Origin of the sequence: Duganella levis, from assembly GCF_009857605.1 — a bacterium.
Classification (GTDB): domain Bacteria; phylum Pseudomonadota; class Gammaproteobacteria; order Burkholderiales; family Burkholderiaceae_D; genus Rugamonas; species Rugamonas levis.
Genome location: NZ_WWCT01000027.1, coordinates 1 through 25032 on the forward strand (window position 1 = coordinate 1; position 25032 = coordinate 25032).

Genomic DNA, 25032 nt, shown 5'->3' on the forward strand with positions numbered 1-25032 from the left:
ATGGCTTCCAGCTCGCGCTGGCGCTGCTGGCGGGGGCCGGCCTGGTGCAGACCCGCACCGCCTACCTGCGGCGTCGCCAGCGCGAGCTGGAAGCCATGGTCGAGACGCGCACCGCCGAACTGCGCGCCACCCAGGCGCAGCTGGAAACGCTGGCCTACGGCGATCCGCTGACCGGCCTGGCCAACCGCCGCCTGTTCAATGACGAATTGCGGCACCTGGTGGCGCAGGCCGAACGCGGCGGCGGCGCCTTCACACTGCTGCTGGTCGACCTCGACCGCTTCAAGCCGGTCAACGACACCCACGGCCACGACGCCGGCGACGCCTTGCTGGCCGCCGCCGCCGACCGCCTGTGCGCGGCCGTGCGCGAAGCCGACCGGCCGTTCCGCCTGGGCGGCGACGAATTCGCCGTGCTGCTGGCCCACACCGGCGACGGCGCCACGCTGGAACCGGTGTGCGCGCGCATCCTCGCCAACCTGGCCCTGCCGCTGTCGTATGGCGAGGCCAGCATCGAAATCAGCGCCAGCATCGGCGCCGCGATCTACCGCGACGGCGAAAGCCACGAACAACTCTACAAGCGCGCCGACCTCGCCCTGTACCAGGCCAAGGCGGCCGGCCGCAACACCTGGCGCCTCAGTCCTTGAAGGCCGGTGCGGCGGATGTCTCGGCGAGGAACTGCCGCATCACCACACCCCATTCATCCCAGCGGAAGAACGCGCTGGGATGGCGGATGAAGAGAATGTCCAGCGGCCGGTCACCGATCTTGACGGTCAGCCGCAGCGGGCGATTCCTGCCTACCGCCGGCAAGCGACGCTCGACCAGCAGTGCGCCCGGCGGCAGCGCAGCGCTCAGCGCCGCAATCTTCGCCCCTTCCAGCCCATAGACGATGCAGCGGCGCGCGGCGATCAGGCCGGCGATTGTCAGCAAGATTTTCCAGCCGTCCCGATAGTCCTGTTCGCCCGGCCGTTCGCGCAGGCTGGCCATCATGCGCGGCACCAGGTTCAGATAAGCCACCTGCTGCCACAACAACTCCCGTTCCGTCCTGCTGACTTTCCTTTTGATGAAAAAAGCCCGCGCGAAATTGCGCAGATAGCGGCTCTTGTACTGCTCATGGATGCCGTGCGAAAGATGCCGCCGCCGCAGGCTGTCCTTCTGGAGGATCGCCTGGCGTTTGGCGGCATCGCCGTTGCTGTAGTCGTAAATGCTCTCGCCCAGCACAATCGTGCGGCTTGCCGAGGCGCGAAAACCGCTGCCGATCCATGGCAGCCAGGCCATGCCGGCAGCTTCAAAGCCGGCATCGAAGTGTGTATCGAAGTAGGTGCTGTCGTCTTGCATCTTTTAGTTTTTAAAGACCGGTGTGGATTTGCTCATGCCAGCCGTCATGGCGGCTTGCAGGTCGGATGACATCAGCATGGCGGCATTCCATGTGGCGACGTAGTTGAGGCCATCGGCGACGGTGTGGTCGCGGGCGTAGCTGATCATCTCCTTGACGCCGCGCACCGACAGCGGCGACTTGGCGGCGATGGCGTCGGCGATCTCCCGCACGCCGGCCCGCAACGCTTCCGGCGACTCGAACACCCGGTTGACCAGCCGCATCTCCCTGGCTTCGGCGGCGTCGAACTTGCGCGCGGTGTAGGCCAGTTCGCGCGCCATGCCCTCGCCGACCAGACGCGGCAGGCGTTGCAGCGTGCCCACATCGGCCACCATGCCGATATCGATTTCCTTGATGGTGAACCAGGCGTCGGCCGCGCAGTAGCGCATGTCGGCGCAGCAGATCAGGTCGATGCCGCCGCCGACGCAAGCGCCGTGCACGGCCGCCAGCACCGGCTTGCGGCAGCGCTCCAGGCTGGTCAGCGTGTCCTGCAAGTCGAGAATCACGCGGCGCAGGTTTTCGCGGGTGCGGCCGTCGCACTCGTCGCGCACCTGGGCGCCGACGCCCATCATCATCTGCAAATCGATGCCGGCGGTGAAGGCCTTGCCCTCGCCTTCCAGAATGGCGACGCGGATCGCCGGCGTCTCGTCGACATAGCGGAAGGCCGCGCGAATGTCATGCCACATGGCAAGGTTCATCGCGTTCAGCTTGTCCGGACGGTTGAGGCGGATGGTGGCGACGGGACCGTCCACGGTCAGGCTGACGGCTTCTAGTACTGGGATCATGCAAGTCTCCTTTTTGTAGTTGAAATACGTTATATTGATCTTCGCGGCATGAATATTCCTAATGATAACGAGGAGATAGACATGGCAACACAGTTCAAGCTTAACGGCAAAGAAGTCAGTGTGCAGGCCGAAGCAGATACCCCACTGCTGTGGGTGATCCGCGACGAAATCGGCCTGACCGGCACCAAGTTCGGATGTGGCCTGGCGCTGTGCGGGGCCTGCACCGTCCACCTCGATGGCCAACCGATCCGCTCCTGCCAGACGCCGGTCTCGGTAGTCGCCGGCAAAAAAGTCGCCACCATCGAATCGCTGTCCAAAGATAACTCCCACCCGCTGCAAAAAGCCTGGATCGCGCACGACGTGCCGCAATGCGGCTACTGTCAGTCCGGCCAACTGATGAGCGCCGCCGCGCTGCTCAGCACCAACCAGCATCCCAGCGATACCGACATCGACAACGCCATGAGCGGCAATATCTGCCGATGTGGCACCTATAACCGCATCCGCGCCGCCATCCACACCGCCGCCGCTGAAATGCGCAAGGCATAAGGAGACGGCCATGACCACCAATCGCAGGGAATTCCTGAAAACCACCGCCGTGGTCGGCGGCGGACTGACGCTGGGCGTATTCCTGCCCGCGCAACTGGACCAGGCCGTGGCGGCCGGCACGCTGCACACGCCCAACGCCTGGGTCCACATCGCCGACGACAATACCATCACGCTGCTGTCGGCCCGTTCGGAAATGGGCCAGGGCGTGTACACCTCGATGCCGATGCTGATCGCCGAGGAACTGGGCGTGGACATCCGCAAGATCAAGGTGGAGATTGCGCCGGTGGCGCCGGTCTACACCAACGCCCTGCTCGGCGCGCAGATCACCGGCGGCTCGACCTCGGTGCGTGACGGCTGGGACAAGCTGCGCATCGCTGGCGCCCAGGTGCGCACCATGCTGGTCAACGCGGCGGCCGCCAAGTGGAAGCTCGACGCCGCGCAACTGCACGCGGCCGACGGCAAGGTCACCGGCCCCGGCGGCCGCAGCGCCACATATGGCGAGCTGGCCGAGGCGGCTTCCAAACTGCCGGTGCCGGAGAAAGTGACGTTGAAGGAAGCCAAGGATTTCAAGGTCATCGGCAAGCCCACCAAGCGGCTGGACACGGCGCACAAGGTCAACGGCACGGCCGAGTACGGCATCGACGTCAAGCTGCCCGGCATGGTGTACGCGTCGCTGGAGCAGTGCCCCGTGATCGGCGGCAAGCCGACCAGCTTCGACGCCGCCAAAGCCAAGGCCATGCCCGGCGTGATTGCCGTGGTGCAGATCCGCGACGGCGTGGCAGTGGTGGCCGATACCTGGTGGCATGCGAAGAAAGCGCGTGAAGCGCTGGCGGTGCAATGGGACGAAGGCGCGGTGGCGCGCATCGACAACGCCTCGATGCAGGACGGCATCCGCAACGCCAGGGACGCCACCATCCCGATCAAGAAAACCGGCGACGCCAAGGCTGCGCTGGGCAGCGCCAGCAAAAAGCTCAGCGCCGAATACTGGTCGCCGCTGCTGGCGCACGCCACCATGGAGCCGCAGAACTTCACCGCCTCGTACAAGGATGGCAAATGCCTGGTGATCGGGCCGGCCCAATACCAGCAAGGCACGCAGGGCAATGTCGCCACCGCCATCGGCCTCAAGCCGGAGGACGTGACGGTGAAAACCACCTTCCTCGGCGGCGGTTTCGGCCGCCGGCTTGAATACGACTTCGCGGTGCAGGCGGCCGAGATTTCCAAGGCGGTCGGCAAGCCGGTCAAGCTGCTGTGGACGCGCGAGGACGACACCACGCACGACTTCTACCGGCCCATGGCGCTGCACCGCATGGCCGGCGGCCTCGACGCCAGCGGCAAGCCGGTGGCGCTGACCTTGCAGCTGACCTCGCAATCGGTGACGCAGCGCGCCTTCGGCCTACCCAAGGGCACGCTGGACCCGTTCATGGCCGAAGCGGCGGTGGTCGGCTACGACATTCCCAATATGACGCAGGAACTGATCGAGCACGACAGCGGCCTGCGTGTGGGCTACTGGCGCTCGGTCAGCCATGCGTTGAATGCGTTTGCCAACGAGAGCTTCATCGACGAGATGGCGGCGGCGGCCGGCAAAGACCCCTACCAGTTCCGCCTGGCGCTGCTGGGCAAGCAGCCGCGCTTTGCCAAGGTGCTGAAGCTGGCGGCGGAGAAATCCGGCTGGGGCAAGCCGCTGCCCAAGGGCCACTATCGCGGCATCGCGCTGATGGAAGGTTACGACACGTATATGGCGCAGGTAGCCGAGATTTCGGTCGACAAGGACCACGCCATCAAGGTGCACCACGTGTGGGTGGCGGCCGACCTGGGTCAGATGGTCAATCCGGACACGGTGGAGGCGCAGATCCAGTCCAGCATCGCATTCGGGCTATCGTCGGCGCTGGGGGCGGAAATCACGCTGGACAAGGGACGCGTACAGCAGACCAACTTCCACGACTACCCGGTGCTGCGCATGAACGAGATGCCGAAGATCGACATCACGCTGGTGCCGAGCAGCGAGAAGCCGGGCGGCATCGGCGAACCGGCGACGGCCCTGATCGGTCCCGCCGTCGCCAACGCCCTGTTCGCCGCCGCCGGCAAACGCGTGCGCCAGTTGCCGTTATCCGCACAACACATCCAGTCCGCCTGACGAGCCAGCCGCCTCAACGAAGCCTTTGCTGAGGCGGCATCAATTAGCGTGATTCTCTGTTGTGCCAAATTCTCAGGATGTAGATATCGCCAGCAGCAATCTCATAGCGCAGCTCATACTGGCCGACGATAATGCGACGAACTTCTCTTGGAAGAAACGTGTCAAGCTGATGTCCTATACGGGGATTGGATTGCAAGATATCTGGCGCAGCGGCCAAGGAGCGCACCAGACCCGTTGCGGCCCTGGCGTCGCTCCGGGCTAAAAACTCGTGGAGCCTGCGCAGGTCTGATAACGCTTTGCTGGTCCACTGAGTTTGCATTAACGAGGTAGAGGACGTGGATGATCGGTTTCGAGGCTATCGGCCCAGGTTTTGACGTCGTCGTGCGCAATGAGCCGGCCTGCGGTCACATCATCTAACGCCTCTTGGGTTAATTTAGCTTTGAGCGCCTCATCATCCCCGGCCAGGTCGTTCAGCAATAAAGCCAGCACACGCTGCTTTTCCTCTATGCTGAGCAGTTTGAGACCAGCCTGGATATCTGCGATTGTCATCATCATGCACCTCCTATCCCGGCATTTTACGCTGTCGGCGTGGACTGAGTTGTGACTAAGACCAAACTAAATCATTGAACTAAAGACAATTTTCCAGCAGACCCGGCTCAATGCTGTGCCGCGTCATTTATAATGGTTGTTTCGCCCAATTTAATTAGCCATATCATGGAATTAGCCAAGTCTTTCGAGCCTGCCGACATTGAACAGTTCTGGCGCAACGAGTGGGAAGCGCGCGGTTACTACACCGCCACCCTCGACGCCGGCAAACCTTCTTTCAGCATCCAGCTGCCGCCGCCGAACGTCACCGGCACCTTGCACATGGGCCATGCATTCAATCAGACCATCATGGATGGCCTGACCCGCTACCATCGCATGCTCGGCCATAACACCGCCTGGATTCCGGGCACCGACCACGCCGGGATCGCCACCCAGATCGTGGTGGAACGCCAGCTGGACGCGCAGAAAATCTCGCGCCACGACCTCGGCCGCGAAGAGTTCATCAAGAAGGTCTGGGAGTGGAAAGAGAAATCCGGCTCCACCATCACCGGCCAGATGCGCCGCCTGGGCGCCTCGCCGGACTGGAAGCGCGAATACTTCACCATGGACGAGACCCGTTCGAAAGTGGTGACCGACGTCTTCGTGCGCCTGCACGAGCAAGGCCTGATCTACCGCGGCAAGCGCCTGGTCAACTGGGACCCGGTGCTGGGCACCGCCGTCTCCGACCTGGAAGTGGTGTCGGAAGAGGAAGACGGCTCGATGTGGTACATCCAGTACCCGCTGGCCGATGGCAGCGGTCACCTGACCGTGGCCACCACCCGTCCTGAAACCATGCTGGGCGACGTCGCCGTGGCGGTCGATCCAACCGACGAACGCTATCAGGCGCTGGTCGGCAAGATGCTGACGCTGCCGCTGGTCGGCCGCGAAATCCCGATCATCGCCGACGAATACGTCGACAAGGCCTTCGGCACCGGTTGCGTGAAGATCACCCCGGCGCACGACTTCAACGACTACGCCGTCGGCCAACGCCACAAGCTGGCGATGCCGTCGATCCTGACGCTGGAAGCCAAGATCGTCGACGACGCGCCGGAAGCCTATCGTGGCCTGGATCGCTTCGCGGCCCGCAAACAAATCGTCGCCGACCTGGAAGCGCAAGGTCTGCTGGAACAAGTCAAACCGCACAAGCTGATGGTGCCGCGCGGCGACCGTACCGGCGTGGTTATCGAGCCGATGCTGACCGACCAGTGGTTCGTCGCCATGAGCAAGCCGGCGCCGGAAGGCACGTTCTTCCCGGGCAAATCGATCGCCGAAACGGCGCTGGAAAAAGTCGCCAGCGGCGACATCAAGTTCGTCCCTGAAAACTGGAGCAACACCTACAACCAGTGGCTCAACAACATCCAGGACTGGTGCATCTCGCGTCAACTGTGGTGGGGCCACCAGATCCCGGCCTGGTACGACGACAACGGCAACATCTATGTCGCCAAGACCGAAGCGGAAGCCATCGCCAAGGCCGCCGCGCAAGGCGTCACCACGCCGCTGCGCCGCGACAACGATGTGCTGGACACCTGGTTCTCGTCCGCGCTGGTGCCGTTCTCGACCCTGGGCTGGCCGGAAGAAACCCCGGACCTGAAAGCCTTCCTGCCATCGTCGGTGCTGGTGACCGGCTTCGACATCATCTTCTTCTGGGTGGCGCGCATGGTGATGTTCACCCTGCACTTCACCGGCAAGGTGCCGTTCGAGACCGTCTACGTGCACGGCCTGGTACGCGACTCGCAGGGCCAGAAAATGTCCAAGTCCAAGGGCAACACGCTGGACCCGATCGACCTGATCGACGGCATCGGCATCGACGCGCTGGTGGAGAAACGCACCACCGGCCTGATGAACCCGAAAGCGGCCGAGAAGATCGCCAAGGCCACCCGCAAGGAATTCCCGGAAGGCATCGCCGCCTACGGTACCGACGCCGTGCGCTTCACGATGGCCTCGTACGCCTCGCTGGGCCGCAACATCAACTTCGACCTGGGCCGTGCCGAAGGCTACCGCAACTTCTGCAACAAGCTGTGGAACGCCACCCGTTTCGTGATGATGAACACGGAAGAGAAGGATTGCAGCGCCAGCGACGCCGACCTGTCGAACGCCGACAAGTGGATCATCTCGCTGCTGCAAAAAGCCGAGCTGGACGTGGCCAAGGGCTTTGCCGACTACCGCTTCGACAACATCGCCTCGACCATCTACAAGTTCGTCTGGGACGAGTATTGCGACTGGTATCTGGAAGTCGCCAAGGTGCAGGTGCAAAACGGCACCGAAGGCCAGCAACGCGCCACCCGTCACACGCTGCTGCGCGTGCTGGAAGTGGTGCTGCGCCTGGCCCATCCGGTGATTCCGTTCGTGACCGAAGCGCTGTGGCAAGCCGTTGCGCCGCTGGCCGGCAAGACCGGTGATTCGATCATGATGCAACCGTACCCGATCGCCAACACCGCCAATATCGACGAATCGGCCGAAGCGTGGATGCAACAGCTGAAAGCGCTGATCGATGCGACCCGCAACCTGCGCGGCGAAATGCAGCTGGCGCCGTCGCTGCGCGTGCCGCTGATCGTCGAGCCGGGCAATGCCGCCGACAAGGAAGCGCTGGCGCTGTGCGCACCGTACATCCAGGCGCTGGGCAAGCTGGCCGAAGTGCAGATCGTCGACGCGCTGCCGGATTCGCCGGCCGCCGTGGCCGTGGTCGGCACGACCAAGCTGATGCTGAAAGTCGAGATCGACGTCAAAGCCGAGCGTGAGCGCCTGAGCAAGGAGATCACCCGTCTGGAAGGCGAGATCAACAAGGCCAACGGCAAGCTGTCGAACGAAAGCTTCGTGGCCCGCGCGCCGGCCGAAGTGGTGGCGCAAGAGAAGGAACGCGTCGCCAACTTCACCGCCACGCTGGACAAGATGCGTGAACAGATCGCCAAGCTGCCCGCAGCTTGATGAATCAAAAGGCCGCTCAGTGAGCGGCCTTTTTTTATTGCGCCAGCAGTTCGGCGTAGCGGGCGATATCGACGTTGCCGCCGCTGATGATGATACCGACGCGCTTGCCTTGCAGTTGCGCCTTCATCGCGCGCGCAGCGGCCAGGCCCAGCGCCCCGGTCGGCTCCACCACCATCTTCATGCGCTCGGCGAAGAAGCGCATTTCGGCGCGCAGCTGTTCGTCGCTGGCGGTCAGGATGTCATCGACGTCACGCTTGATGATCGGGAAAGTCAGGTTGCCCAGGTGCTGCGTCTGCGCGCCATCGGCAATCGTCTTCGGCGTCTCGATGTGCACAATGCTGCCGCTGCGGAACGATTGCTGGCCGTCGTTGCCAGCCTCCGGTTCCACGCCAAACAGCTTGGCCGAAGGCGACAAGGCCCGCGTCGACAGCGCCGTGCCGCTCAGCAGGCCGCCACCGCCGAGCGGCGCGAACACATAATCCAGCCGTCCCACTTCTTCAAACAACTCCTTGGCCGCCGTGCCCTGACCGGCAATCACGTCAGCATGGTCATACGGCGGAATCAGGGTCAGCCCGTGCTTGGCCGCCAGGTCGCGGCCGATCTGTTCGCGGTCTTCCGTGTAGCGATCGTAGATCACCACTTGCGCGCCATAGCCGCGCGTGGCGGCCACCTTGGCGGCCGGTGCATCATGCGGCATGACGATGGTGGCGGGAATCCCCAGCAGCCTGGCCGACAGCGCAATCGCCTGCGCGTGATTGCCCGACGAGAACGCCACCACGCCAGCCTTGCGCTGCTCCGGCGTGAACTTGGCCAGCGAGTTGTAGCCGCCGCGGAATTTGAACGCGCCCATGCGCTGGAAGTTTTCGCACTTGAAGAAAATCTCCGCACCCAGCTCGGCATTGGCGGTGCTGGAGGTCAGCACCGGCGTGCGGTGCACGACGCCGGCAATGCGCTCGGACGCGGCAACCACGTCTTCAAAAGTAGGCAGTTTCTGTTCGCTCATGATGGTTCCTGTGGTGATTTAGCGCGCGTCGTTGTAGACGGTGGCGCGGGAGACGTTGAGATAGGCGGCGACGATGTCCATCGCCCGCCGTACATCGCTGAGACCGGCTTCTTTCAGCTCGCGCATCAGCGCCTTGCGCTCCTCGGCTTTCAGCGCGCGCGGCGTGGTGCCCAGACGGGCGGCAAACTGGTCGATGCGCTGGCGGATGGCGTCGGCGCCGGCCGGCGCCATGGTTTCGCTGACGGCCACCGCCGTGTCGACGCTGCCGAATTGCGTCAGCATGCTGTTGAGGCTGCGGAACACGGTCAGGTCCACATTCAGACACAGCGCGGCGATGTACTGGCCTTCGCTGTCCTTGATGCCAACCGAGGTGCTCTTGGCCAGCCGGCCGTCGGGGAAGGTGTTGGGATAGTTGGCAATCACCTGCTCGAAGGCCGGATCGGCCGCGCGCGCCAGGCCGAGCTCGGTAGCCGGCGCGCCGACCTCGCGGCCGGACAGGTTGTTGTGGATGGCCAGAATGGCGTGCTCCGGCTGGGTCAGGTCGTGCAGCACCACTTCGCAAAACGGCGCCAGCGTCTTGCCCAAGCCCTCGGCCACCTGTTTCATCTGCGCCAGCAGGTTTTGATGTTCAGCTGTTTTTTTCATCTGAACATATTATCTCATTTTAGACTTTTCGTGTAATTTCAGATATTTTGGATGAGAGCCTCTAATTAGCACGGTCGGTCAGTTCGTATAATGGTCCCACACAAATAACAATCTGGAGACCCAAAATGAAATTCCTCGCCTTCATCGCCGCAGCCGCCCTGAGCATCTCACCGGCCTTCGCCGACAACACCTCGCCGGTCGGCCTGTGGAAGAATATTGACGATGTCAGCGGCAAACCAAAGGCGCTGATCCGCATCACCGAAGCCAATGGCGTGCTGCAAGGCAAGATCGAACAACTGTTCCGTGAGCCGAACGAAGACCCGTCGCCGAAATGCGATAAATGCGACGACGCCCGCAAAGACCAGCCGGTGCTGGGCATGACCATCCTGTCCGGCCTGAAGAAAGACGGCGACGAATACGCCGGCGGCGAGATCCTCGACCCGAACAACGGCAAGGTCTACAAGAGCAAAATGCACCTGACCGAAGGCGGCAAGAAACTCAGCGTGCGCGGCTACATCGGCGTACCGATGCTGGGCCGCTCGCAAGTCTGGGTGCGCCAGGAGTAATTACGGTTTGACGCCCTTGCCGGTGGCAGTCCACCAGATGCCGCCCATCAAGTGTGCCAGGTACTGCGGGTCCTTGTACATATTGCCGTCGTGCCCCAGCGCCGTGACGAACACGCGGCTCTTGTCGACGTAGTGATACCAGCTCACCGGATGGTCCTTGCCCATGCCGTGTGACACCTGCCCCGGCCAGATCTTGGTCGGGTCGTAGCTGGTCTCGTCGACATTCAGCACCGGGTTGATCTTGATCTGGTACGGATCATCAAACACATACCATTCGTCGCTCCAGATCCAGTGATCCGGCAGCCCGAAGGTGGCGGGAAATTTTTTATCAACCACATCGGCCACGCCAGTTTGCAGCATCGGATGGGTGCCGACATGGCGGCCGATCAGCTTTTCAAACCACGGCCAGGTGTTGGGCGGAATGATCAGCGAGCGGTGCACCAGCATGGCGTTGCCGCCGTGCTGCATATACTCCTCAAACTTCTTGCGGCGCGCCTCGTTCAGCTCTTCCGGCGGCGTGTTGAGGAACATCACGGCGGCGTACTGGCTCAGGTCGCCATCGAAGACTTCCGGCTTGTTGGTGTAGGTCATCTCGAAGGCATGCAGCTTGCCCAGCTTTTCCAGACTGTCGCGCGCTACCGGAATGTATTCGTAGTGGTACTTGCTCGGCATGGCCAGCACCAGGATTTTGTACTGGGTGTCGGCTTGGGCGCCGGCCATCATCATCGTCATCAGACCGGCCACCAAGGCCAGCAAGCGTTGCTTCATCGTCCCCTCCTTAAGTTAGCGCTACCATTTTGTCATAGTCTAACGCAAGGTGATACGATTTAGCCAAATGAAAATAATTCTCAACTTCGTCGGCATCCTGGCGGTGATCCTGGGCGTGCTCGGCATCTTCTTGCCCTTGCTGCCGACCACGCCGTTCCTGCTACTGGCCTCGGCCTGCTTCGTCCGGGCCTCGCCGCGCATGCACCACTGGCTGCAAACCAATCCCGTGTTCGGCAAGTATCTGCGCGATTATGAAAACGGCCGCGGCATTCCGCTGCGCGGCAAGATCTGGGTGCTGATCTTCATGTGGGGCTCGATGAGCTATTCGATCTGGCGCACCGACATGCTGTGGGTGCGCCTGCTGATCGTGCTGATCGGCGCTTGCGTGACCATCTACCTGACCCGCTTCGTGCCGACCATGCGCATCGACAAAAAGTGATTACGTAGCCTGCTTGGTCGGCATGACAACCACCTGCTGCAGGTTCACATGCTTAGGCTGCGCCGCCAGGAAAGCGACCACTTCCGCCACGTCCTGCGGCTGCAGGAATTCCATGTTCTGCGCCGCACCGGCGATCCACTCCTTGGCGCCCTGGAAGGTCCAGTGGCCTTGCAGCTCGGTCTCGGTAATGCCCGGTTCGATCAGCGACACGCGGATATCCTTGGGGCCCAGTTCCGCGCGCAGGTGGCGGCTCAGGTGGCTGACATAGGCCTTGGTGCCGCTGTAGACCGCGAAGTACGGATAGATATTCTGCGCGGCGATCGACGAGGTGTTGATCAGATCCACCGTGGCGCCCTGCTCCGCGCTCTTGACCAGTTGCGGCACGAAGGCCGAGATCACGCGCATCACGCCGGTCACGTTCAGGTCGATCTGGTGCTCCCACACCTCCGTTTCACGCGCCTCGATGGCGCCCGGCAGCATCACGCCGGCATTATTGAAGACCAGGTTGGCCGGGCCGTAAGCGCGCTCCACGGCGGCGGCGGCGGCATCGACCGATGCCTGATCGGTCACATCGACCGCCAGTGCCAGCGCCTCGCCGCCGGCGGCGCGGATGTCGCTCACGACTTGGTCCAGCACTTCCTTGCGACGCGCCAGCAAGGCGACTTTGGCGCCGCGTGCGGCCAGAAGTTTGGCGGTGGAAAGGCCGATGCCGCTCGAAGCACCGGTAATAACAGCAACGCGATTGTTCATGGTAGTTCTCCTGTTGGGTTAAAAGACAGGTGAACTATAGGCGCGCTATCACAACCAAAGTAGTAGCAATAAGCCGTTACAGTGACAACTTAAAGTTGATATAAAACTCCTGGCTATCGAGCAGGCGTTCGACGATGAAGTCAACAAAGCGCCGCACCCGGCCCGGCATGTCGGACCGCTGCGGGAAGTACAGGTAAAAACCCATGCGCTCGCTAAGGTATTCGGTCAGCAGCGGTTGCAACTGGCCGGCGCGGATGGCGGCGCTGGCGTTGATGCTGTCGATCTGGCCGATGCCGATGCCGGCCAGTACCGCATGCATTTCGGTATCGGGATCGTTGCTGAGCAGGACAGGCTGCACGTGGTGGAACACCGTCTCGCCATCGATCTCGAATTCCCACGCCATGGCGCGTCCACTGCCCGGCTGGCGATAGGCGGTGCAGCGGTGCGCCGCCAATTCCTCCAGGCTGTGCGGCGCGCCGTGGCGTTGCAAGTAGTCCGGTGAAGCACAGACGATTTGCTGGACCGGAAACAGCCGCCGGCTGACAATCTGCGCCTCCGGTGCATTGCCGCCACGGAAGCCGACGTCGATGCGGTCATGCACCAGATCACTGAACGCGTCGTCCTGGATCAGGTCGATCTGGATGCCCGGATAGGCTAGCTGAAACTCGGCCAGCAGCGGCATCAACACGCGCCGCGCAATCGACCCAGACGCGGCCACGCGAATCGGTCCCTCGTCCTCGCGCGCGGCGCTGCGGGCCCGCGCCAGCGCGCCGACCACGCCATCCAGGCTGGGCTTGATCGACTCCAGCAACCGCTGGCCTTCTTCGGTCAGCGTGCTGTTACGCGTGGTGCGGTGAAACAGGCGCACGCCGAGGTGCTGCTCAAACTGGCGGATGGTTTTGCTGACGGCTTGCGGCGTGGTGCCCTGCGCTTCGGCGACCTTGTTGAAGCTGCCCAGTTCGGCAGCGCGAATAAAGGTCGAGATGGCGCGCAGTTCATCCATTGCTGCTGCGTTTGTGCTTGGCCAGATGGCGGTCGAGGCTGTTGGCGAAACTCTGCCGGTCGGCCTGGCTGAAGGCGGCCGGGCCGCCGGTATCGACGCCGCTGCCGCGCAGCTCGTCCATGAAGGCGCGCATGGTCAGCATCTGCGCGATGTTGTCGTTGGTGTAGAACTCGCCGCGCGGATTGAGCGCGTAGCCGCCCTTCTTCAGCACGTCCGAAGCCAGCGGGATATCGCCGGTAACCACCAGGTCGCCGGGCTCCAGCAAGCGCACGATTTCCTGGTCCGCCACATCGGCGCCGGACGGCACCTGCACCGAGCGAATGAAACGCGACGGCGGCACCCGCAGCAACTGGTTGGCCACCAGCGTCACCTGCATCTGCATGCGGTCGGCCACGCGGTACAGGATTTCCTTGATGACGGCGGGACAGGCGTCGGCGTCAACCCAGATCTGCATCATAGATCGCTCCACAGCTCGCCATTCGGATTGGTGCGAGGCGGGCTCATGCCGAAGTGCTTGTAGGCGGCCGGCGTGGCCACCCGGCCGCGCGGCGTGCGCTGCAGGAAGCCTTGCTGGATCAGGTACGGTTCCAGCACGTCTTCGATGGTGTCGGCCGCTTCGCCGATAGCGGCCGCCAGGTTGCCGATGCCGACCGGGCCGCCGCCGAATTTGTACAGCACCGCTTCCAGCAGCTTGCGGTCCATGACGTCGAAGCCGACAGTGTCAACGTCCAGCATCACCAGCGCAGCGTCGGCCACGGTCTTGGTGATCTCGCCGTTGCCCTTGACCTCGGCATAGTCGCGCACGCGGCGCAGCAGGCGGTTGGCGATACGCGGCGTGCCGCGCGCGCGGCGGGCGATCTCGCGGGCGCCATCTTCATCGATGTGGGCTTTCAACAGCGCGGCGCTGCGGCTGACGATCTTGGTCAGTTCGTCGGTGGTGTAGAACTCCAGCCGGGCGACGATGCCGAAGCGGTCGCGCAGCGGGTTGGTCAGCATGCCGGCGCGGGTGGTGGCGCCGACCAGCGTGAACGGTTGCAGGTCGAGCTTGACCGAACGCGCGGCCGGGCCTTCGCCGATCATGATGTCGATCTGGTAGTCTTCCAGCGCCGGGTACAGGATCTCTTCCACCACCGGCGACAGGCGGTGGATTTCGTCGATGAACAGGACGTCGTTGGCTTCCAGGTTGGTCAGGATGGCGGCCAGGTCGCCAGGGCGTTCCAGCACCGGGCCGGAAGTCTGGCGCAGGTTGACGCCCATCTCGCGGGCGATGATGTTGGCCAGCGTGGTTTTACCCAGGCCTGGCGGGCCAAACAGCAAAGTGTGGTCGAGCGCTTCCTTGCGCTTACGGGCGGCGGAGATGAAGATTTCCAGCTGGTCGCGGATCTTGGACTGCCCGACATATTCATCGAGATGCTTGGGCCGCAACGCGCGTTCGATCGCCTCTTCATTCGGCGATGATGGGGCGGCGTCGATGATGCGCTGCTCGGTAAAACTGTCGGTCTGTATGCTCATACAGGTATTTTACCCTGCATTGAGCGATCAGCCCTTCGACAGCGCCTTCAACGCCTGCTTAATGCCGTCGGAGACGGTGGCGCCGGCGGGGACGGTTTTGAGTGCCAGCAAGGCTTCCTTGTCGGAGTAGCCCAGCGCCAGCAGGGCGTTGAGGATGTCGGATTTCGCGTCCGGCACGGCGGCGACGCCACCGGCGCCGATGTCCGCACCCAGCTTGCCCTTCAGCTCCAGCAGCAGGCGTTCGGCGGTTTTCTTGCCGATGCCAGGCACTTTCACAAGACGGCCCGCTTCCTGCAAAGTCACCGCCTGCGACAGGTCGGCGATCGACATGCCGGACAAAATCGACAGCGCCGTGCGCGCGCCGACGCCGGTGATCTTGATCAGCTGGCGGAACACCGCGCGCTCCTCGGCATTACCAAAACCGAACAGCAAATGCGCATCCTCGCGGATCGCCTGGTGCGTGAACAGCACCACTTTCTCGCCCACGCCAGGCAGGTTGTAGAAGGTGCTCATCGGCACATCGACTTCATAGCCGACGCCACCTACATCCACCAGCAATTGCGGCGGATTTTTTTCGAGCAGAATACCGGAGAGACGACCAATCATGTGTGAAACCTTAGGAAAATTTAACCGACCAGCCGGCCGCGCCGCATGCGCAGCCCGGCCAGCGGGCCGTTGGCGGTAGTGTTGGTGGCGCCGGCAATCAGCGTCAGCGTTTCGCGGCTGTGGGCGTGGCAGATGGCGATGCCGAGTGCATCGGCGGCATCGGTGCCCGGCAGGCCGGGCAGTTTCAGCAGGCGCGCGACCATGTCCTGCATCTGCGCCTTGACCGCGCGGCCGGTGCCCACCACTGCTTGTTTGATTTGCGTCGGCGAATACTCGGCCACGCTCAGGTCCGCCGACACCAGAGCGCAGATGGCCGCACCACGCGCCTGGCCCAGCAGCAGCGTCGATTGCGGATTGACGTTGACGAACACCTGTTCGATGGCGGCGCAGTCTGGCGAATAAGTGCGCGCGACTTCGCCCACGCCGTCCAGGATCACCTTGAGCCGCGCCGGCAAACCGCCCTCGCCGCTCTTGATGGTGCCGGAGGCAATGTAGAGCAACTTGCTGCCCTGCCTTTGGATGACGCCAAAGCCGGTGGTGCGCAAGCCGGGGTCGATGCCGAGAATTATCATTAGGGGATTGTATGCAGTAAAGAAAAAGCCCGCAAGCAATGCGGGCTTTTCAGGCCGGGGCCGAGGTCAGATTAATGACGGAAGTGGCGGGTACCCGTGTACACCATCACCACGCCGCGCTCGTCGGCGGCGTCGATCACTTCCTGGTCGCGCATCGAACCACCTGGGTGGATCACGCAGGTCGCGCCGGCGTCAACCACCACATCCAGACCGTCGCGGAACGGGAAGAAGGCGTCCGACGCCACCACCGAACCAGCCAGCGACAAGCCAGCATTCTGCGCCTTGATCGAGGCGATGCGGGCCGAGTCGATACGGCTCATCTGGCCAGCGCCCACGCCCAGCGTCATGTTATTGCCGCAGAAGACGATAGCGTTCGATTTCACGTATTTCGCCACACGCCATGCAAACATCATGTCCTGCAGTTCTTGCTGGGTAGGCTGCTTCTTGCTGACCACTTTGACGTCGGCCAGCAGCACGTTCTTCGAATCCGCCGACTGCACCAGCAGGCCGCCGCCGACGCGTTTGAAGTCCATGGCGTTGACGCCATTGCCCAGCGGGATTTCCAGCAGACGCACATTCTGCTTGGCCGACAGGATCTGCTTGGCTTCGTCGGTGAACGACGGCGCGATCAGCACTTCCACGAACAGCTTGGCCAGCTCGGTCGCGGCGGCCGCGTCCACATCAACGTTGAAGGCGATGATGCCGCCAAACGCCGAAGTCGGATCGGTCTGCAGCGCGCGCTTGTAAGCCTCAACAGCATTGCTGCCCAGCGCCACGCCGCACGGATTGGCGTGTTTAACGATGACGCAAGCGGCCGACTGGTCGAAACCGCCCATGCTCTTCACGCATTCCCACGCGGCATCCGCGTCGGCGATGTTGTTGAACGACAGTTCCTTGCCTTGCAGCTGCTTGTAGTTGGCCAGCGCGCCGTCGGTCTTGGTGACGTCGCGGTAGAACGCCGCCGACTGGTGCGGATTTTCGCCGTAGCGCATGTCCTGCACTTTTTCAAACGCCACGTTCAGCTTGGCTGGATAGGCGCTGCGGCTGCCGTGCGCACGGGTCGCGTCCAGGCTGATCAGGTAGTTGGCGATGGCGCCGTCGTACTGCGCGGTGTGCGAGTAGACCTTGGTGGCCAGCGTGAAGCGGGTCTCGTAGCTGACGTAGCCTGGGGCGTTGTCGGTGGTCTTCATTTCCGCCAGCACCACGCCGTAGTCGGCCGGATCGCAGATCACCACCACGTCCTTGTGGTTCTTGGCGGCGGAACGCAGCATCGCCGGGCCGCCGATGTCGATGTTCTCGATGGCGTCGTCCAGCGTGCAGTCATCCTTGGCGACCGTGGCCTGGAACGGGTACAGGTTGACCACCACCATGTCGATGGTCGGAATGCTGTGCTCTTCCAGCTTGGCCACGTGGTCCGGGAAATCGCGACGGGCCAGGATGCCGCCGTGCACTTTCGGGTGCAGCGTCTTGACGCGGCCGTCCAGCATCTCCGGGAAACCGGTGTAATCGGCAACTTCGGTCACGGCCACGCCGTTATCGGCCAGCAGTTTGGCGGTGCCGCCGGTCGACAGGATGTTGACACCCATGGCGGACAGCGCGCGGGCGAAGTCCAGCACACCGGTTTTGTCGGAAACGGAGATGAGAGCTTGTTTGATCATGGCAATGAAGAGGTGGTTTAATAAATTCGGTAGCGAACCGGCAGGACAACTGCGGCGGCCGTTCCCAGCCACCTCCATGCCGGCGAGAACGGGCGCTTTACAGCAGGCCGTGTTCCTGTAATTTCTTGCGCAAGGTGTTGCGGTTGATGCCCAGCATCTGCGCGGCATGCGACTGATTGCCGTCGGCCCGCGTCATGACCACTTCCAGTATCGGTTTCTCAACGGTCAGCACGACCATGTCGTAGATGTTCGAAGCCTGTTGCTCGCCCAGGTCGGCGAAGTATTCTTCGAGACTCTTCTGGACTACTTCCTGGATACTTTCTTTGCTCATTTTCTTGTCGTTCGGCTAATTAATCTATAACGCTGGCAAATCGTCCGGCTTATGGCTGGAAACGTTTGCCCTTCTGATGATGTGACTTTTTTGTACTCTCTCGCCGCCGTTCAGGCGGCCTGCAAATCTTCAGCGAGGCGGTATTGTAACCGTTCGCCGTACCGCCATTGCGATTCGAAGAATTGGTCGACGGCAAGTAACTGTTCGTCGACGGATTCCAGCAGGTTCATTTTCTGGCGGAATTCCTCGCCGCCCTGCAGGTCGCGTACATACCAGCCGATGTGCTTGCGCGCGGTGCGCACGCCGAGGTAGTCGCCATAGAAGGCGTAATGGCCGCGCAGGTGCTCGTCCATCAGCGCCCGCACTTCGTCCACCAGTGGCGCCGGCAGATGCTGGCCGGTGCGCAGGTAATAATCGATCTCGCGGAAAATCCACGGCCGGCCCTGCGCCGCGCGGCCGACCATGATGGCGTCGGCGCCGGTGTAGTCCAGCACAAATTTGGCCTTCTCCGGCGAGGTGATGTCGCCATTCGCCACCACCGGGATTGAAACCGATTTCTTGACAGCGGCAATGGTGTCGTACTCGGCGTCACCCTTGTAGCCGTCGGCGCGGGTGCGGCCATGCAAGGTCAGCATGGCGATACCGGCGTCCTCGGCGATGCGCGCGATGTTCAGCGCGTTCTTGTTGTCGCGGTCCCAGCCGGTGCGGAACTTCAGCGTGACCGGCACGTCCACCGCGCCAACCACTGCATCGACGATGCGCTTGACCAGTTCTTCGTCCTGCAACAGGGCCGAGCCGCACCAGGCGTTGCAGACCTTTTTGACCGGGCAGCCCATATTGATATCGATGATCTGCGCGCCGCGTTCGACGTTGAAGCGCGCGCAATCGGCCAGGTCCTTGGGATCGGCGCCGGCAATCTGCACCGCCTTCGGCTCCATCTCGCCGGTGTGGTCGGTGCGGCGCGAACTCTTTTCCGTCGCCCACAGGCGCGGATTGGACGCCGCCATTTCAGACACTGCATAGCCCGCGCCCAGCTCTTTGCACAGCTGGCGGAAAGGACGATCCGTCACGCCCGCCATGGGAGCGACAAAAACGTTGTTACGCAGTAAATGAGGGCCGATTTGCACTGACGATACCTGAATGTCGGGAGAGGGAACCGTCTATTTTAACCGAAGCCCTGCTCAAATAATAAGCACTATTTTTTATGTATTCGGCAAATGTGCAGCCTGGCCGTTATGAAGCATGAACTAAATGACATCGTCCATGGCGGCCGGCGCAAGGTGGTCCACCTCGCCCCAGCTAGTGAGCACCAACTTGCCGTCGGTGACGTCGAAGCGGTTAATGCTGGCGTTTTTGACCTGGAAGTCGCGCGGACTGTCGAGCTGGATGCCGCGCGCTTCGCGGTAGGCGCACTCCAACACGCCGCCGTGCGCCACCACCGCCACCGTCTGGCCCGGATGGCGCGCGGCCACCTCGCGCAGCGCGGCGATCACGCGGTCGTAGAACTGGCGGAAGCTTTCCGCCATGCGGTCGCCGTGCGGCATCATGGCGTCGATATCGCGCGACTGCCATAGCTGGAAGTCGGCCGGGTATTCGTCCTGGATGTCCTGGTACAGCATGCCTTCGAAGACGCCATATGCGCGTTCACGCAGCTGCGCATCGGTGCTCGGCGTCAGGCCGGCATGATGCGCGGCCACCGCCTGGGCGGTCTGCATGGCGCGCTGCAAGTCGCTGCTGAGTACGGCGTCCAGCTTTTCTGCCGCCAGCGCGCGGCCCAGCGCGGCAGCCTGGCGTTCGCCCTCCTCGTTCAACGGGATGTCGATATGGCCTTGCAGGCGGCGCACGGCGTTCCAGGCCGTCTCGCCGTGGCGGATCAGCAGAATGGTGGTTTGAGTCATGGGTAGGCTTATTTGTTGGGATATGCGCCGATCAGCTGCGCTTCGTCGATGATATGGCCGTAAATGGCGCGCAACACGTCGGCGCAAGAGAAGCTGGCCGGCAGTTCCAGCCGGGGCACGTCCAACGCGTAAATGCGGAAAATATAGTGGCGGGCGGCGTCCGGCAACGGCCCGGGACCGTCATAGCCGGCACGGCCGTTGTCGCTCAGCCCCTGGCGCAGTGGCACGCCGTTCAGCACGACATCGGCATCCCCGGACAGCGCGCCGGCGGCCAGCGACGACAGCGTCGGCGGCAGATCCACCACGCTCCAGTGACAGAAATCGCCGTCCGGCCTGTCCGCTGCCAGGCACAGCACCACAAACGAGGCGGTGCCGGCCGGCACGTCGCGCCAGCGCAGTTGCGGGTGGCGGTTGCCGCCCTCGGCTGCATGCACCGTCGGCATCGCGGCGCGGTTGCGGAAACTGTCGCTGGAAAGCTTCATCGCTTATTTCGCGTTGGTTTGCAGCCAGAAGGTCACCGGGCCATCGTTGGTCAGCGACACTTTCATGTCGGCGCCGAATTGGCCGGTTTCCACCGTGGCGTGCTTCAGGCGCGCCTGTTCGACAAAGTAACTAAATAGACGCAGGCCATCGGCCGGCGCCGCCGCCGGCGTGAACGACGGCCGCGTGCCGGACTTGGTGTCGGCCGCCAGCGTGAATTGCGGCACCAGCAGCAAACCGCCGGCGATATCGGTCACGCTGCGGTTCATCTTGCCGGCATCGTCGCCGAACACGCGGTAAGCCAGCAGCTTGGTCAGCAAGGCGTCCGCGTCCTTTTCGGTGTCGTTGCGCTCGGCACAGACGAGCACCAGCAAGCCGGCGTCGATGGCGCCGATGGTTGCGCCATCGACCACCACGCTGGCGCTGCTGACGCGTTGCAGCAGCGCGATCATGCCGACAAGGTCACGCGCGCAAACTTGCGCTTGCCGACTTGCAGCACGAAGGTGCCGGCTTCCAGTTGCAAGGCTTTGTCGCTGATGACGGTGCCGTCGACCCGCACGCCGCCCTGCTCGACCATGCGCATCGCTTCGGAGGTCGACGCACACAGGTTGGCCTGCTTCAGCAACTGCGCCACGCCCAGCGGCGCGCCGCCCAGCGCCACTTCCGGAATGTCGTCCGGGATGCCGCCTTTCGAGCGGTTGACGAAGTCGGCCAGCGCATCTTCGGCGGCCTGCTGCGAGTGGAAGCGCGCGACGATTTCTTGCGCGATGGCGACTTTGGCGTCGCGCGGGTTGCCGCCGGCGGCCACGGCCGCCTTCAATGCAGCCACATCGGCGATCGAGCGGAACGACAGCAGATTGAAGTATTTCCACATCATTTCGTCGGAGATGCTCATGATCTTGGCGAACATGGTGTTACCCGGCTCGGTGATGCCGATGTAGTTGTTCTTCGACTTCGACATTTTTTCAACGCCGTCCAAACCTTCCAGCAGAGGCATGGTCAAAATACATTGAGGCTCCTGACCGTAGTCCTTTTGCAGTTCGCGGCCGACCAGCAGGTTGAACTTCTGGTCTGTGCCGCCCAGTTCCAGGTCGGACTTCAGCGCCACCGAGTCGTAGCCTTGCATCAGCGGGTACAGGAATTCGTGCACGGCAATCGGTGTGCCATTTTTAAAGCGTTTGGTGAAATCGTCGCGCTCCATCATGCGCGCCACCGTATAGCGCGAGGCCAGCTGGATCATGCCGCGCGCGCCCAGCGGGTCGCACCATTCGGAGTTGTAGCGGATTTCGGTCTTGGCCGGGTCCAGCACCAGCGAGGCTTGCTTAAAGTAAGTCATCGCGTTTTGCTCGACCTGCTCCTTGGTCAGCGGCGGACGGGTGGCGTTGCGGCCGGACGGGTCGCCGATCATCGAGGTGAAGTCGCCGATCAGGAAGATGACCTGATGGCCGAGGTCTTGCAGCTGGCGCATTTTGTTCAGCACCACGGTGTGGCCCAGATGCAGGTCGGGCGCGGTTGGATCCAGGCCCAGCTTGATGCGCAGCGGCACACCACTTTGTTCGGAGCGCGCCAGCTTTTGGGCGAACTCACTTTCAATCAGCAACTCGTCGACACCGCGTTTGGTGATGGCGAGCGCCTCCAGTACGTTGTCAGTCAAAGGCAACGCTTTAGAGGGAGCCGACGGTATCGAAGAAGAAGTAGTCATGATTTTTTTACGGTTTTTTCAGAAAAAGGTAGTCAGGCGCAGGAGTTTGTTATAATCCCCGATCCATCAATCTTGCCGCACGAAAACGAACAAAATAGATAATTAGAAGAAATAAAACGTTCCTGAATAGTTCAAGCGGCAAATTTTAACTGATTGCATGAACCAAATACATAAATTCACAAGCTCACGCTTGTTCAGTCTGCTAGGTTCTACGCGCAAGGCGCGCATCATCAGCGCGTCTGCATTGTTTCTTGCAGTATGTGCTTTTGGTGCGGCAGGCGTAGCGCCGCTTGCGCCTGACGCATCGGATCTGCCCGTGAAAACTGTCCAGGAAGCGGTTGTGGTTCCGGACCTGAGCGCGCAGATCAATAGCCTGGAACAACAGTCTTCTAACGCGCACTTCGTGCACGAAGAGAAAATTCGCGCCGGCGACACGCTGGCCACCTTGTTGACGCGCCTGGGCGTGGACGACGATGCGGCCGAGAACTTTATCAAAAAAGATAAGGTTGCGAAAGGCGTGATGCAGCTCAAGACCGGCAAGCGCGTACAAGCGCAGACCGACGACGAGGGCAACCTGCAGTGGCTGCGCGCCACCGTGGTCGACGGCAAAGACGATCCCGTCACCAACATCAAGATCACCCGCCAGGGCAACGGCTTCGTTGCCAGCGCCGAGCCAGCCAAGCTGGAACGCCGCGTCGAAATGCACGCGCGTAACATTACCTCGACCCTGTACGCGGCAACCGACTCCAGCGAAGACGGCGCCAAGCTGCCGGACAATATCGTCAAGCAAATCATTGAGATGTTCTCGACCAACGTCGACTTCCGCGGCGATCTGAAGCGCGGCGACAGCTTTAACGTGGTGTACGAGACGTTCTGGCAGGATGGCGAGTTCGTACGCGCCGGCCGGGTGCTGGCGGGCGAACTGACCAATAAAGGCACGACCTATCAATCGGTGTGGTTTGAAGATCCGCAAAGCAAGCAAGGCGGCGGTTACTACAGCTACGACGGCAAATCCCTGAAAAAAGCGTTCCTGAAATCGCCAGTGGAATTCTCGCGTATTTCGTCCGGTTTCGCGATGCGCGTACATCCGCTGTCCGGCCAATGGAAACAGCACAAAGGCATCGACTTCCCGGCGCCGACTGGCACCCCGATCCGCGCAGCAGGCGACGGCGTGGTCGATTTCGCCGGCACCCAGAACGGCTACGGCAATTTCGTCGTGCTCAAGCACTGGAGCAACTACACCACCGCCTACGCCCACATGAGCCGCTTTGCACCTGGCCTGAAAAAAGGCGCGCGCGTCAGCCAGGGCGACATCATCGGCTACGTCGGCACCACCGGCTGGTCGACCGGCGCTCACCTGCACTACGAATTCCGCGTCGCTGGCGAAGCCAAAGACCCGGGCAAGATGAACGTGCAGGCCCAGGCGCCGCTGACGGCGTCCGAAATGAGCCGCTTCAAAGTCTACTCCAACGACATGATGCACCGCTTCGCACTGCTGCGCCCGGCCGGATCAGGCGGCGGTACTCGCATGGCGTCAGTCGCCTCCAAATAAGCTTTTCTGAAACAGGCCGCCTAGCGGCCTGTTTTTTTATTATCATGCGCTGTTGAGCACGTTTCTTCCGTGCGCTATACCACACAGATCGCGAGGCAGGTAATGACGTTGTATATCGGTTTAATGTCGGGCACCAGCCTGGATGGCGTGGACGGCGCGCTGGCGCAGTTTGAAGGCGATGCCACCACCACTGTGGCGGCGGCCTACATCGCCTTCCCACCCTTGCTGCGGGCCGAGCTGATGGCGCTGCAAGCCAGCGGCGACAACGAGATCGAACGCGAGGCGATGGCCGCCAACCAGCTGGCGCAGTATTACGCCCAATGCGTGGCCGAGCTGCTGCGCGTCTCGGGCCGCGCGCCGCAGGACGTGCGCGCGGTGGCGGTGCATGGCCAGACCATCCGCCATCGTCCCGAGCTGGGCTTTACGCGCCAGACCAACAACCCTGCCCTGCTGGCCGAGCTGTGCGGCATCGACGTGATTGCGGATTTCCGCAGCCGCGACGTCGCCGCCGGCGGCCAGGGCGCGCCACTGGTGCCGGCCTTCCACCAGGCCTTGTTCGGCAAGGAAGGCCAGCCGCGCGTGGTGGCGAATATCGGCGGCATTTCCAATATCAGCGTGCTGAGCGGCGATGGCCGCGTGGTCGGCTTCGATACCGGTCCCGGCAATGTGCTGATGGATGGCTGGATTCATCGCCATCGCCGCCAGGAATACGATGCCGACGGCGCGTGGGCGGCCAGCGGCAAGGTCGTGCCGGCCTTGCTGGACGAACTGCTGAAGGAACCGTACCTGTCCCGTCCGGCGCCGAAAAGCACCGGCCGCGAGCTGTTCCATCTGGCATGGCTGGATGCGCGCCTGGCAGCGCACACGGCGGCCGCGCCGGAAGACGTGCAGCGCACGCTGACTGAATACACGGCCGTCACGCTGGCGGACGCCATCAAGGCTTATGGCGGCGGCGCGGATGCGGTCTATATCTGCGGCGGCGGCGCCTACAACAGCGTGCTGATGCAGGCGCTGGGGGCGGCGTTGGGCAATCAGGTGATGGTGGCGTCGACGCAGGCGCTGGGCGTGGCGCCCAACTGCGTCGAAGCGCTGGCGTTTGCGTGGTTGGGCTACCGCTTCAACGAGCGGCTGGCCGGCAACCTGCCGGCCGTTACCGGCGCCAAGGGCGAACGCGTGCTGGGCGCACTCTACCCGCGCTAGGCC

The 25032-nt window shown here is 62.7% G+C and carries 28 protein-coding genes; 8 read left to right on the forward strand and 20 right to left on the reverse strand.

Annotated elements, in window-relative coordinates; translation table 11 throughout:
- Nucleotides 1–641 (forward strand): GGDEF domain-containing protein (locus GTP69_RS25700; RefSeq protein ID WP_161057550.1); only part of this gene is annotated, 641 nt, incomplete at its 5' end.
- Here the strand turns inward: GTP69_RS25700 and GTP69_RS25705 are convergent.
- A complete protein-coding gene (locus GTP69_RS25705; protein WP_161057551.1) occupies nt 631–1332 on the reverse strand; it encodes a hypothetical protein in 702 nt (233 codons plus the stop codon). The two genes, GTP69_RS25700 and GTP69_RS25705, sit on opposite strands and share 11 nt — an antisense overlap.
- 3 nt (nt 1333–1335) lie before the next feature.
- Nucleotides 1336–2154, reverse strand: a complete 819-nt coding sequence (locus GTP69_RS25710; protein ID WP_202424572.1) for a crotonase/enoyl-CoA hydratase family protein — start codon at nt 2152–2154, stop codon at nt 1336–1338.
- Between the two features lie 81 nt (nt 2155–2235).
- On the opposite strand from GTP69_RS25710, the gene GTP69_RS25715 reads away from it, so the two are divergent.
- Nucleotides 2236–2700 carry a (2Fe-2S)-binding protein gene (locus GTP69_RS25715; protein ID WP_161057552.1) on the forward strand — a complete coding sequence of 155 codons (465 nt, stop codon included), beginning with the start codon at nt 2236–2238 and terminating at the stop codon, nt 2698–2700.
- A gap of 10 nt (nt 2701–2710) precedes the next feature.
- Entirely contained in the window at nt 2711–4834 is a 2124-nt protein-coding gene (locus GTP69_RS25720) for a xanthine dehydrogenase family protein molybdopterin-binding subunit (protein ID WP_161057553.1), read from the forward strand.
- A 43-nt stretch (nt 4835–4877) separates the two neighbouring features.
- On the opposite strand, the gene GTP69_RS25725 is transcribed toward GTP69_RS25720, so the two are convergent.
- Both GTP69_RS25725 and GTP69_RS25730 read right to left on the reverse strand, forming a co-directional pair.
- Entirely contained in the window at nt 4878–5153 is a 276-nt protein-coding gene (locus tag GTP69_RS25725; protein ID WP_161057554.1) for a type II toxin-antitoxin system RelE/ParE family toxin, read from the reverse strand.
- On the reverse strand, nt 5153–5389 hold the full coding sequence (locus GTP69_RS25730; RefSeq protein ID WP_161057555.1) for a hypothetical protein: 237 nt from the start codon (nt 5387–5389) through the stop codon (nt 5153–5155). The genes GTP69_RS25725 and GTP69_RS25730 overlap by 1 nt, the downstream gene beginning before the upstream one ends.
- Nucleotides 5390–5548: 159 nt before the next feature.
- Between GTP69_RS25730 and GTP69_RS25735 the strand changes: the two genes are divergently transcribed.
- Entirely contained in the window at nt 5549–8344 is a 2796-nt protein-coding gene (locus GTP69_RS25735; protein WP_161057556.1) for a valine--tRNA ligase, read from the forward strand.
- Between the two features lie 34 nt (nt 8345–8378).
- Here the strand turns inward: GTP69_RS25735 and GTP69_RS25740 are convergent, their stop codons facing one another.
- Both GTP69_RS25740 and GTP69_RS25745 read right to left on the reverse strand, forming a co-directional pair.
- On the reverse strand, nt 8379–9347 hold the full coding sequence (locus tag GTP69_RS25740) for a threo-3-hydroxy-L-aspartate ammonia-lyase (protein WP_161057557.1): 969 nt from the start codon (nt 9345–9347) through the stop codon (nt 8379–8381).
- 18 nt (nt 9348–9365) lie between these two features.
- Nucleotides 9366–9992: a helix-turn-helix transcriptional regulator gene (locus GTP69_RS25745; protein ID WP_161057558.1), complete on the reverse strand. Its 627-nt coding sequence runs from the start codon at nt 9990–9992 to the stop codon at nt 9366–9368.
- 125 nt (nt 9993–10117) lie between these two features.
- On the opposite strand from GTP69_RS25745, the gene GTP69_RS25750 reads away from it, so the two are divergent.
- Nucleotides 10118–10558 carry a DUF2147 domain-containing protein gene (locus GTP69_RS25750; RefSeq protein ID WP_161057559.1) on the forward strand — a complete coding sequence of 147 codons (441 nt, stop codon included), beginning with the start codon at nt 10118–10120 and terminating at the stop codon, nt 10556–10558.
- On the opposite strand, the gene GTP69_RS25755 is transcribed toward GTP69_RS25750, so the two are convergent.
- The gene (locus GTP69_RS25755; RefSeq protein WP_161057560.1) at nt 10559–11326 is read right to left on the reverse strand and encodes a ThuA domain-containing protein; all 768 of its coding nucleotides are present in this window, start codon (nt 11324–11326) and stop codon (nt 10559–10561) included. It lies immediately after the preceding gene.
- Between the two features lie 67 nt (nt 11327–11393).
- On the opposite strand from GTP69_RS25755, the gene GTP69_RS25760 reads away from it, so the two are divergent.
- Entirely contained in the window at nt 11394–11765 is a 372-nt protein-coding gene (locus tag GTP69_RS25760; protein ID WP_161057561.1) for a YbaN family protein, read from the forward strand.
- Here the strand turns inward: GTP69_RS25760 and GTP69_RS25765 are convergent, their stop codons facing one another.
- The 13 genes from GTP69_RS25765 to tyrS all read right to left on the reverse strand — a co-directional run bounded on the left by GTP69_RS25765 (nt 11766) and on the right by tyrS (nt 22277).
- Nucleotides 11766–12515 (reverse strand): SDR family oxidoreductase, encoded by a 750-nt coding sequence (locus tag GTP69_RS25765; protein WP_161057562.1) that lies wholly within the window; start codon nt 12513–12515, stop codon nt 11766–11768. It abuts the gene before it with no gap.
- Between the two features lie 76 nt (nt 12516–12591).
- On the reverse strand, nt 12592–13518 hold the full coding sequence (locus GTP69_RS25770) for a LysR family transcriptional regulator (RefSeq protein WP_161057563.1): 927 nt from the start codon (nt 13516–13518) through the stop codon (nt 12592–12594).
- Nucleotides 13511–13972 (reverse strand): YaiI/YqxD family protein, encoded by a 462-nt coding sequence (locus GTP69_RS25775; RefSeq protein ID WP_110847393.1) that lies wholly within the window; start codon nt 13970–13972, stop codon nt 13511–13513. The genes GTP69_RS25770 and GTP69_RS25775 overlap by 8 nt, the downstream gene beginning before the upstream one ends.
- Nucleotides 13972–15030, reverse strand: a complete 1059-nt coding sequence (gene ruvB, locus GTP69_RS25780; protein ID WP_161043439.1) for a Holliday junction branch migration DNA helicase RuvB — start codon at nt 15028–15030, stop codon at nt 13972–13974. Before ruvB ends, GTP69_RS25775 begins: the two co-directional genes overlap by 1 nt.
- 27 nt (nt 15031–15057) lie before the next feature.
- The gene (gene ruvA / locus GTP69_RS25785; RefSeq protein ID WP_110847395.1) at nt 15058–15636 is read right to left on the reverse strand and encodes a Holliday junction branch migration protein RuvA; all 579 of its coding nucleotides are present in this window, start codon (nt 15634–15636) and stop codon (nt 15058–15060) included.
- Between the two features lie 20 nt (nt 15637–15656).
- The gene (ruvC, locus tag GTP69_RS25790; protein ID WP_161057564.1) at nt 15657–16208 is read right to left on the reverse strand and encodes a crossover junction endodeoxyribonuclease RuvC; all 552 of its coding nucleotides are present in this window, start codon (nt 16206–16208) and stop codon (nt 15657–15659) included.
- Between the two features lie 71 nt (nt 16209–16279).
- Nucleotides 16280–17866 carry a bifunctional phosphoribosylaminoimidazolecarboxamide formyltransferase/IMP cyclohydrolase gene (gene purH / locus GTP69_RS25795; RefSeq protein ID WP_161057565.1) on the reverse strand — a complete coding sequence of 529 codons (1587 nt, stop codon included), beginning with the start codon at nt 17864–17866 and terminating at the stop codon, nt 16280–16282.
- Nucleotides 17867–17963: 97 nt separating this feature from the next.
- Nucleotides 17964–18197, reverse strand: a complete 234-nt coding sequence (locus GTP69_RS25800) for a helix-turn-helix domain-containing protein (RefSeq protein ID WP_072788986.1) — start codon at nt 18195–18197, stop codon at nt 17964–17966.
- Between the two features lie 110 nt (nt 18198–18307).
- On the reverse strand, nt 18308–19324 hold the full coding sequence (gene dusB, locus GTP69_RS25805) for a tRNA dihydrouridine synthase DusB (RefSeq protein ID WP_161057566.1): 1017 nt from the start codon (nt 19322–19324) through the stop codon (nt 18308–18310).
- 120 nt (nt 19325–19444) lie between these two features.
- Nucleotides 19445–20095, reverse strand: coding sequence for a histidine phosphatase family protein (locus tag GTP69_RS25810; RefSeq protein WP_161057567.1), 651 nt, complete (start codon nt 20093–20095; stop codon nt 19445–19447).
- A gap of 8 nt (nt 20096–20103) precedes the next feature.
- Nucleotides 20104–20577, reverse strand: coding sequence for a YbhB/YbcL family Raf kinase inhibitor-like protein (locus GTP69_RS25815; protein ID WP_161057568.1), 474 nt, complete (start codon nt 20575–20577; stop codon nt 20104–20106).
- A gap of 3 nt (nt 20578–20580) precedes the next feature.
- Complete coding sequence (dtd, locus tag GTP69_RS25820) at nt 20581–21027, reverse strand: D-aminoacyl-tRNA deacylase (protein WP_161057569.1); 447 nt, start codon at nt 21025–21027, stop codon at nt 20581–20583.
- The gene (tyrS, locus tag GTP69_RS25825) at nt 21024–22277 is read right to left on the reverse strand and encodes a tyrosine--tRNA ligase (RefSeq protein ID WP_161057570.1); all 1254 of its coding nucleotides are present in this window, start codon (nt 22275–22277) and stop codon (nt 21024–21026) included. The genes dtd and tyrS overlap by 4 nt, the downstream gene beginning before the upstream one ends.
- A gap of 157 nt (nt 22278–22434) precedes the next feature.
- Here tyrS and GTP69_RS25830 point away from each other — a divergent pair, with 157 nt between their 5' ends.
- Together GTP69_RS25830 and GTP69_RS25835 are read left to right on the forward strand one after the other, a co-directional pair.
- Entirely contained in the window at nt 22435–23829 is a 1395-nt protein-coding gene (locus GTP69_RS25830; protein WP_161057571.1) for a M23 family metallopeptidase, read from the forward strand.
- 102 nt (nt 23830–23931) lie between these two features.
- Nucleotides 23932–25029 carry an anhydro-N-acetylmuramic acid kinase gene (locus GTP69_RS25835; protein ID WP_161057572.1) on the forward strand — a complete coding sequence of 366 codons (1098 nt, stop codon included), beginning with the start codon at nt 23932–23934 and terminating at the stop codon, nt 25027–25029.
- Nucleotides 25030–25032 lie beyond the last annotated feature (3 nt).

Excerpts from the sequence above, each read along its gene's own strand:
- GTP69_RS25705 (WP_161057551.1), bottom strand. The coding sequence starts at position 1,332 with ATGCAAGACGACAGCACCTACTTCGATACACACTTCGATGCCGGCTTT.
- GTP69_RS25710 (WP_202424572.1), bottom strand. The coding sequence starts at position 2,154 with ATGATCCCAGTACTAGAAGCCGTCAGCCTGACCGTGGACGGTCCCGTC.
- GTP69_RS25715 (WP_161057552.1), top strand. The coding sequence starts at position 2,236 with ATGGCAACACAGTTCAAGCTTAACGGCAAAGAAGTCAGTGTGCAGGCC.
- GTP69_RS25720 (WP_161057553.1), top strand. The coding sequence starts at position 2,711 with ATGACCACCAATCGCAGGGAATTCCTGAAAACCACCGCCGTGGTCGGC.
- GTP69_RS25725 (WP_161057554.1), bottom strand. The coding sequence starts at position 5,153 with ATGCAAACTCAGTGGACCAGCAAAGCGTTATCAGACCTGCGCAGGCTC.
- GTP69_RS25730 (WP_161057555.1), bottom strand. The coding sequence starts at position 5,389 with ATGATGATGACAATCGCAGATATCCAGGCTGGTCTCAAACTGCTCAGC.
- GTP69_RS25735 (WP_161057556.1), top strand. The coding sequence starts at position 5,549 with ATGGAATTAGCCAAGTCTTTCGAGCCTGCCGACATTGAACAGTTCTGG.
- GTP69_RS25740 (WP_161057557.1), bottom strand. The coding sequence starts at position 9,347 with ATGAGCGAACAGAAACTGCCTACTTTTGAAGACGTGGTTGCCGCGTCC.
- GTP69_RS25745 (WP_161057558.1), bottom strand. The coding sequence starts at position 9,992 with ATGAAAAAAACAGCTGAACATCAAAACCTGCTGGCGCAGATGAAACAG.
- GTP69_RS25750 (WP_161057559.1), top strand. The coding sequence starts at position 10,118 with ATGAAATTCCTCGCCTTCATCGCCGCAGCCGCCCTGAGCATCTCACCG.
- GTP69_RS25755 (WP_161057560.1), bottom strand. The coding sequence starts at position 11,326 with ATGAAGCAACGCTTGCTGGCCTTGGTGGCCGGTCTGATGACGATGATG.
- GTP69_RS25760 (WP_161057561.1), top strand. The coding sequence starts at position 11,394 with ATGAAAATAATTCTCAACTTCGTCGGCATCCTGGCGGTGATCCTGGGC.
- GTP69_RS25765 (WP_161057562.1), bottom strand. The coding sequence starts at position 12,515 with ATGAACAATCGCGTTGCTGTTATTACCGGTGCTTCGAGCGGCATCGGC.
- GTP69_RS25770 (WP_161057563.1), bottom strand. The coding sequence starts at position 13,518 with ATGGATGAACTGCGCGCCATCTCGACCTTTATTCGCGCTGCCGAACTG.
- GTP69_RS25775 (WP_110847393.1), bottom strand. The coding sequence starts at position 13,972 with ATGCAGATCTGGGTTGACGCCGACGCCTGTCCCGCCGTCATCAAGGAA.
- ruvB (WP_161043439.1), bottom strand. The coding sequence starts at position 15,030 with ATGAGCATACAGACCGACAGTTTTACCGAGCAGCGCATCATCGACGCC.
- ruvA (WP_110847395.1), bottom strand. The coding sequence starts at position 15,636 with ATGATTGGTCGTCTCTCCGGTATTCTGCTCGAAAAAAATCCGCCGCAA.
- ruvC (WP_161057564.1), bottom strand. The coding sequence starts at position 16,208 with ATGATAATTCTCGGCATCGACCCCGGCTTGCGCACCACCGGCTTTGGC.
- purH (WP_161057565.1), bottom strand. The coding sequence starts at position 17,866 with ATGATCAAACAAGCTCTCATCTCCGTTTCCGACAAAACCGGTGTGCTG.
- GTP69_RS25800 (WP_072788986.1), bottom strand. The coding sequence starts at position 18,197 with ATGAGCAAAGAAAGTATCCAGGAAGTAGTCCAGAAGAGTCTCGAAGAA.
- GTP69_RS25810 (WP_161057567.1), bottom strand. The coding sequence starts at position 20,095 with ATGACTCAAACCACCATTCTGCTGATCCGCCACGGCGAGACGGCCTGG.
- GTP69_RS25815 (WP_161057568.1), bottom strand. The coding sequence starts at position 20,577 with ATGAAGCTTTCCAGCGACAGTTTCCGCAACCGCGCCGCGATGCCGACG.
- dtd (WP_161057569.1), bottom strand. The coding sequence starts at position 21,027 with ATGATCGCGCTGCTGCAACGCGTCAGCAGCGCCAGCGTGGTGGTCGAT.
- tyrS (WP_161057570.1), bottom strand. The coding sequence starts at position 22,277 with ATGACTACTTCTTCTTCGATACCGTCGGCTCCCTCTAAAGCGTTGCCT.
- GTP69_RS25830 (WP_161057571.1), top strand. The coding sequence starts at position 22,435 with ATGAACCAAATACATAAATTCACAAGCTCACGCTTGTTCAGTCTGCTA.
- GTP69_RS25835 (WP_161057572.1), top strand. The coding sequence starts at position 23,932 with ATGACGTTGTATATCGGTTTAATGTCGGGCACCAGCCTGGATGGCGTG.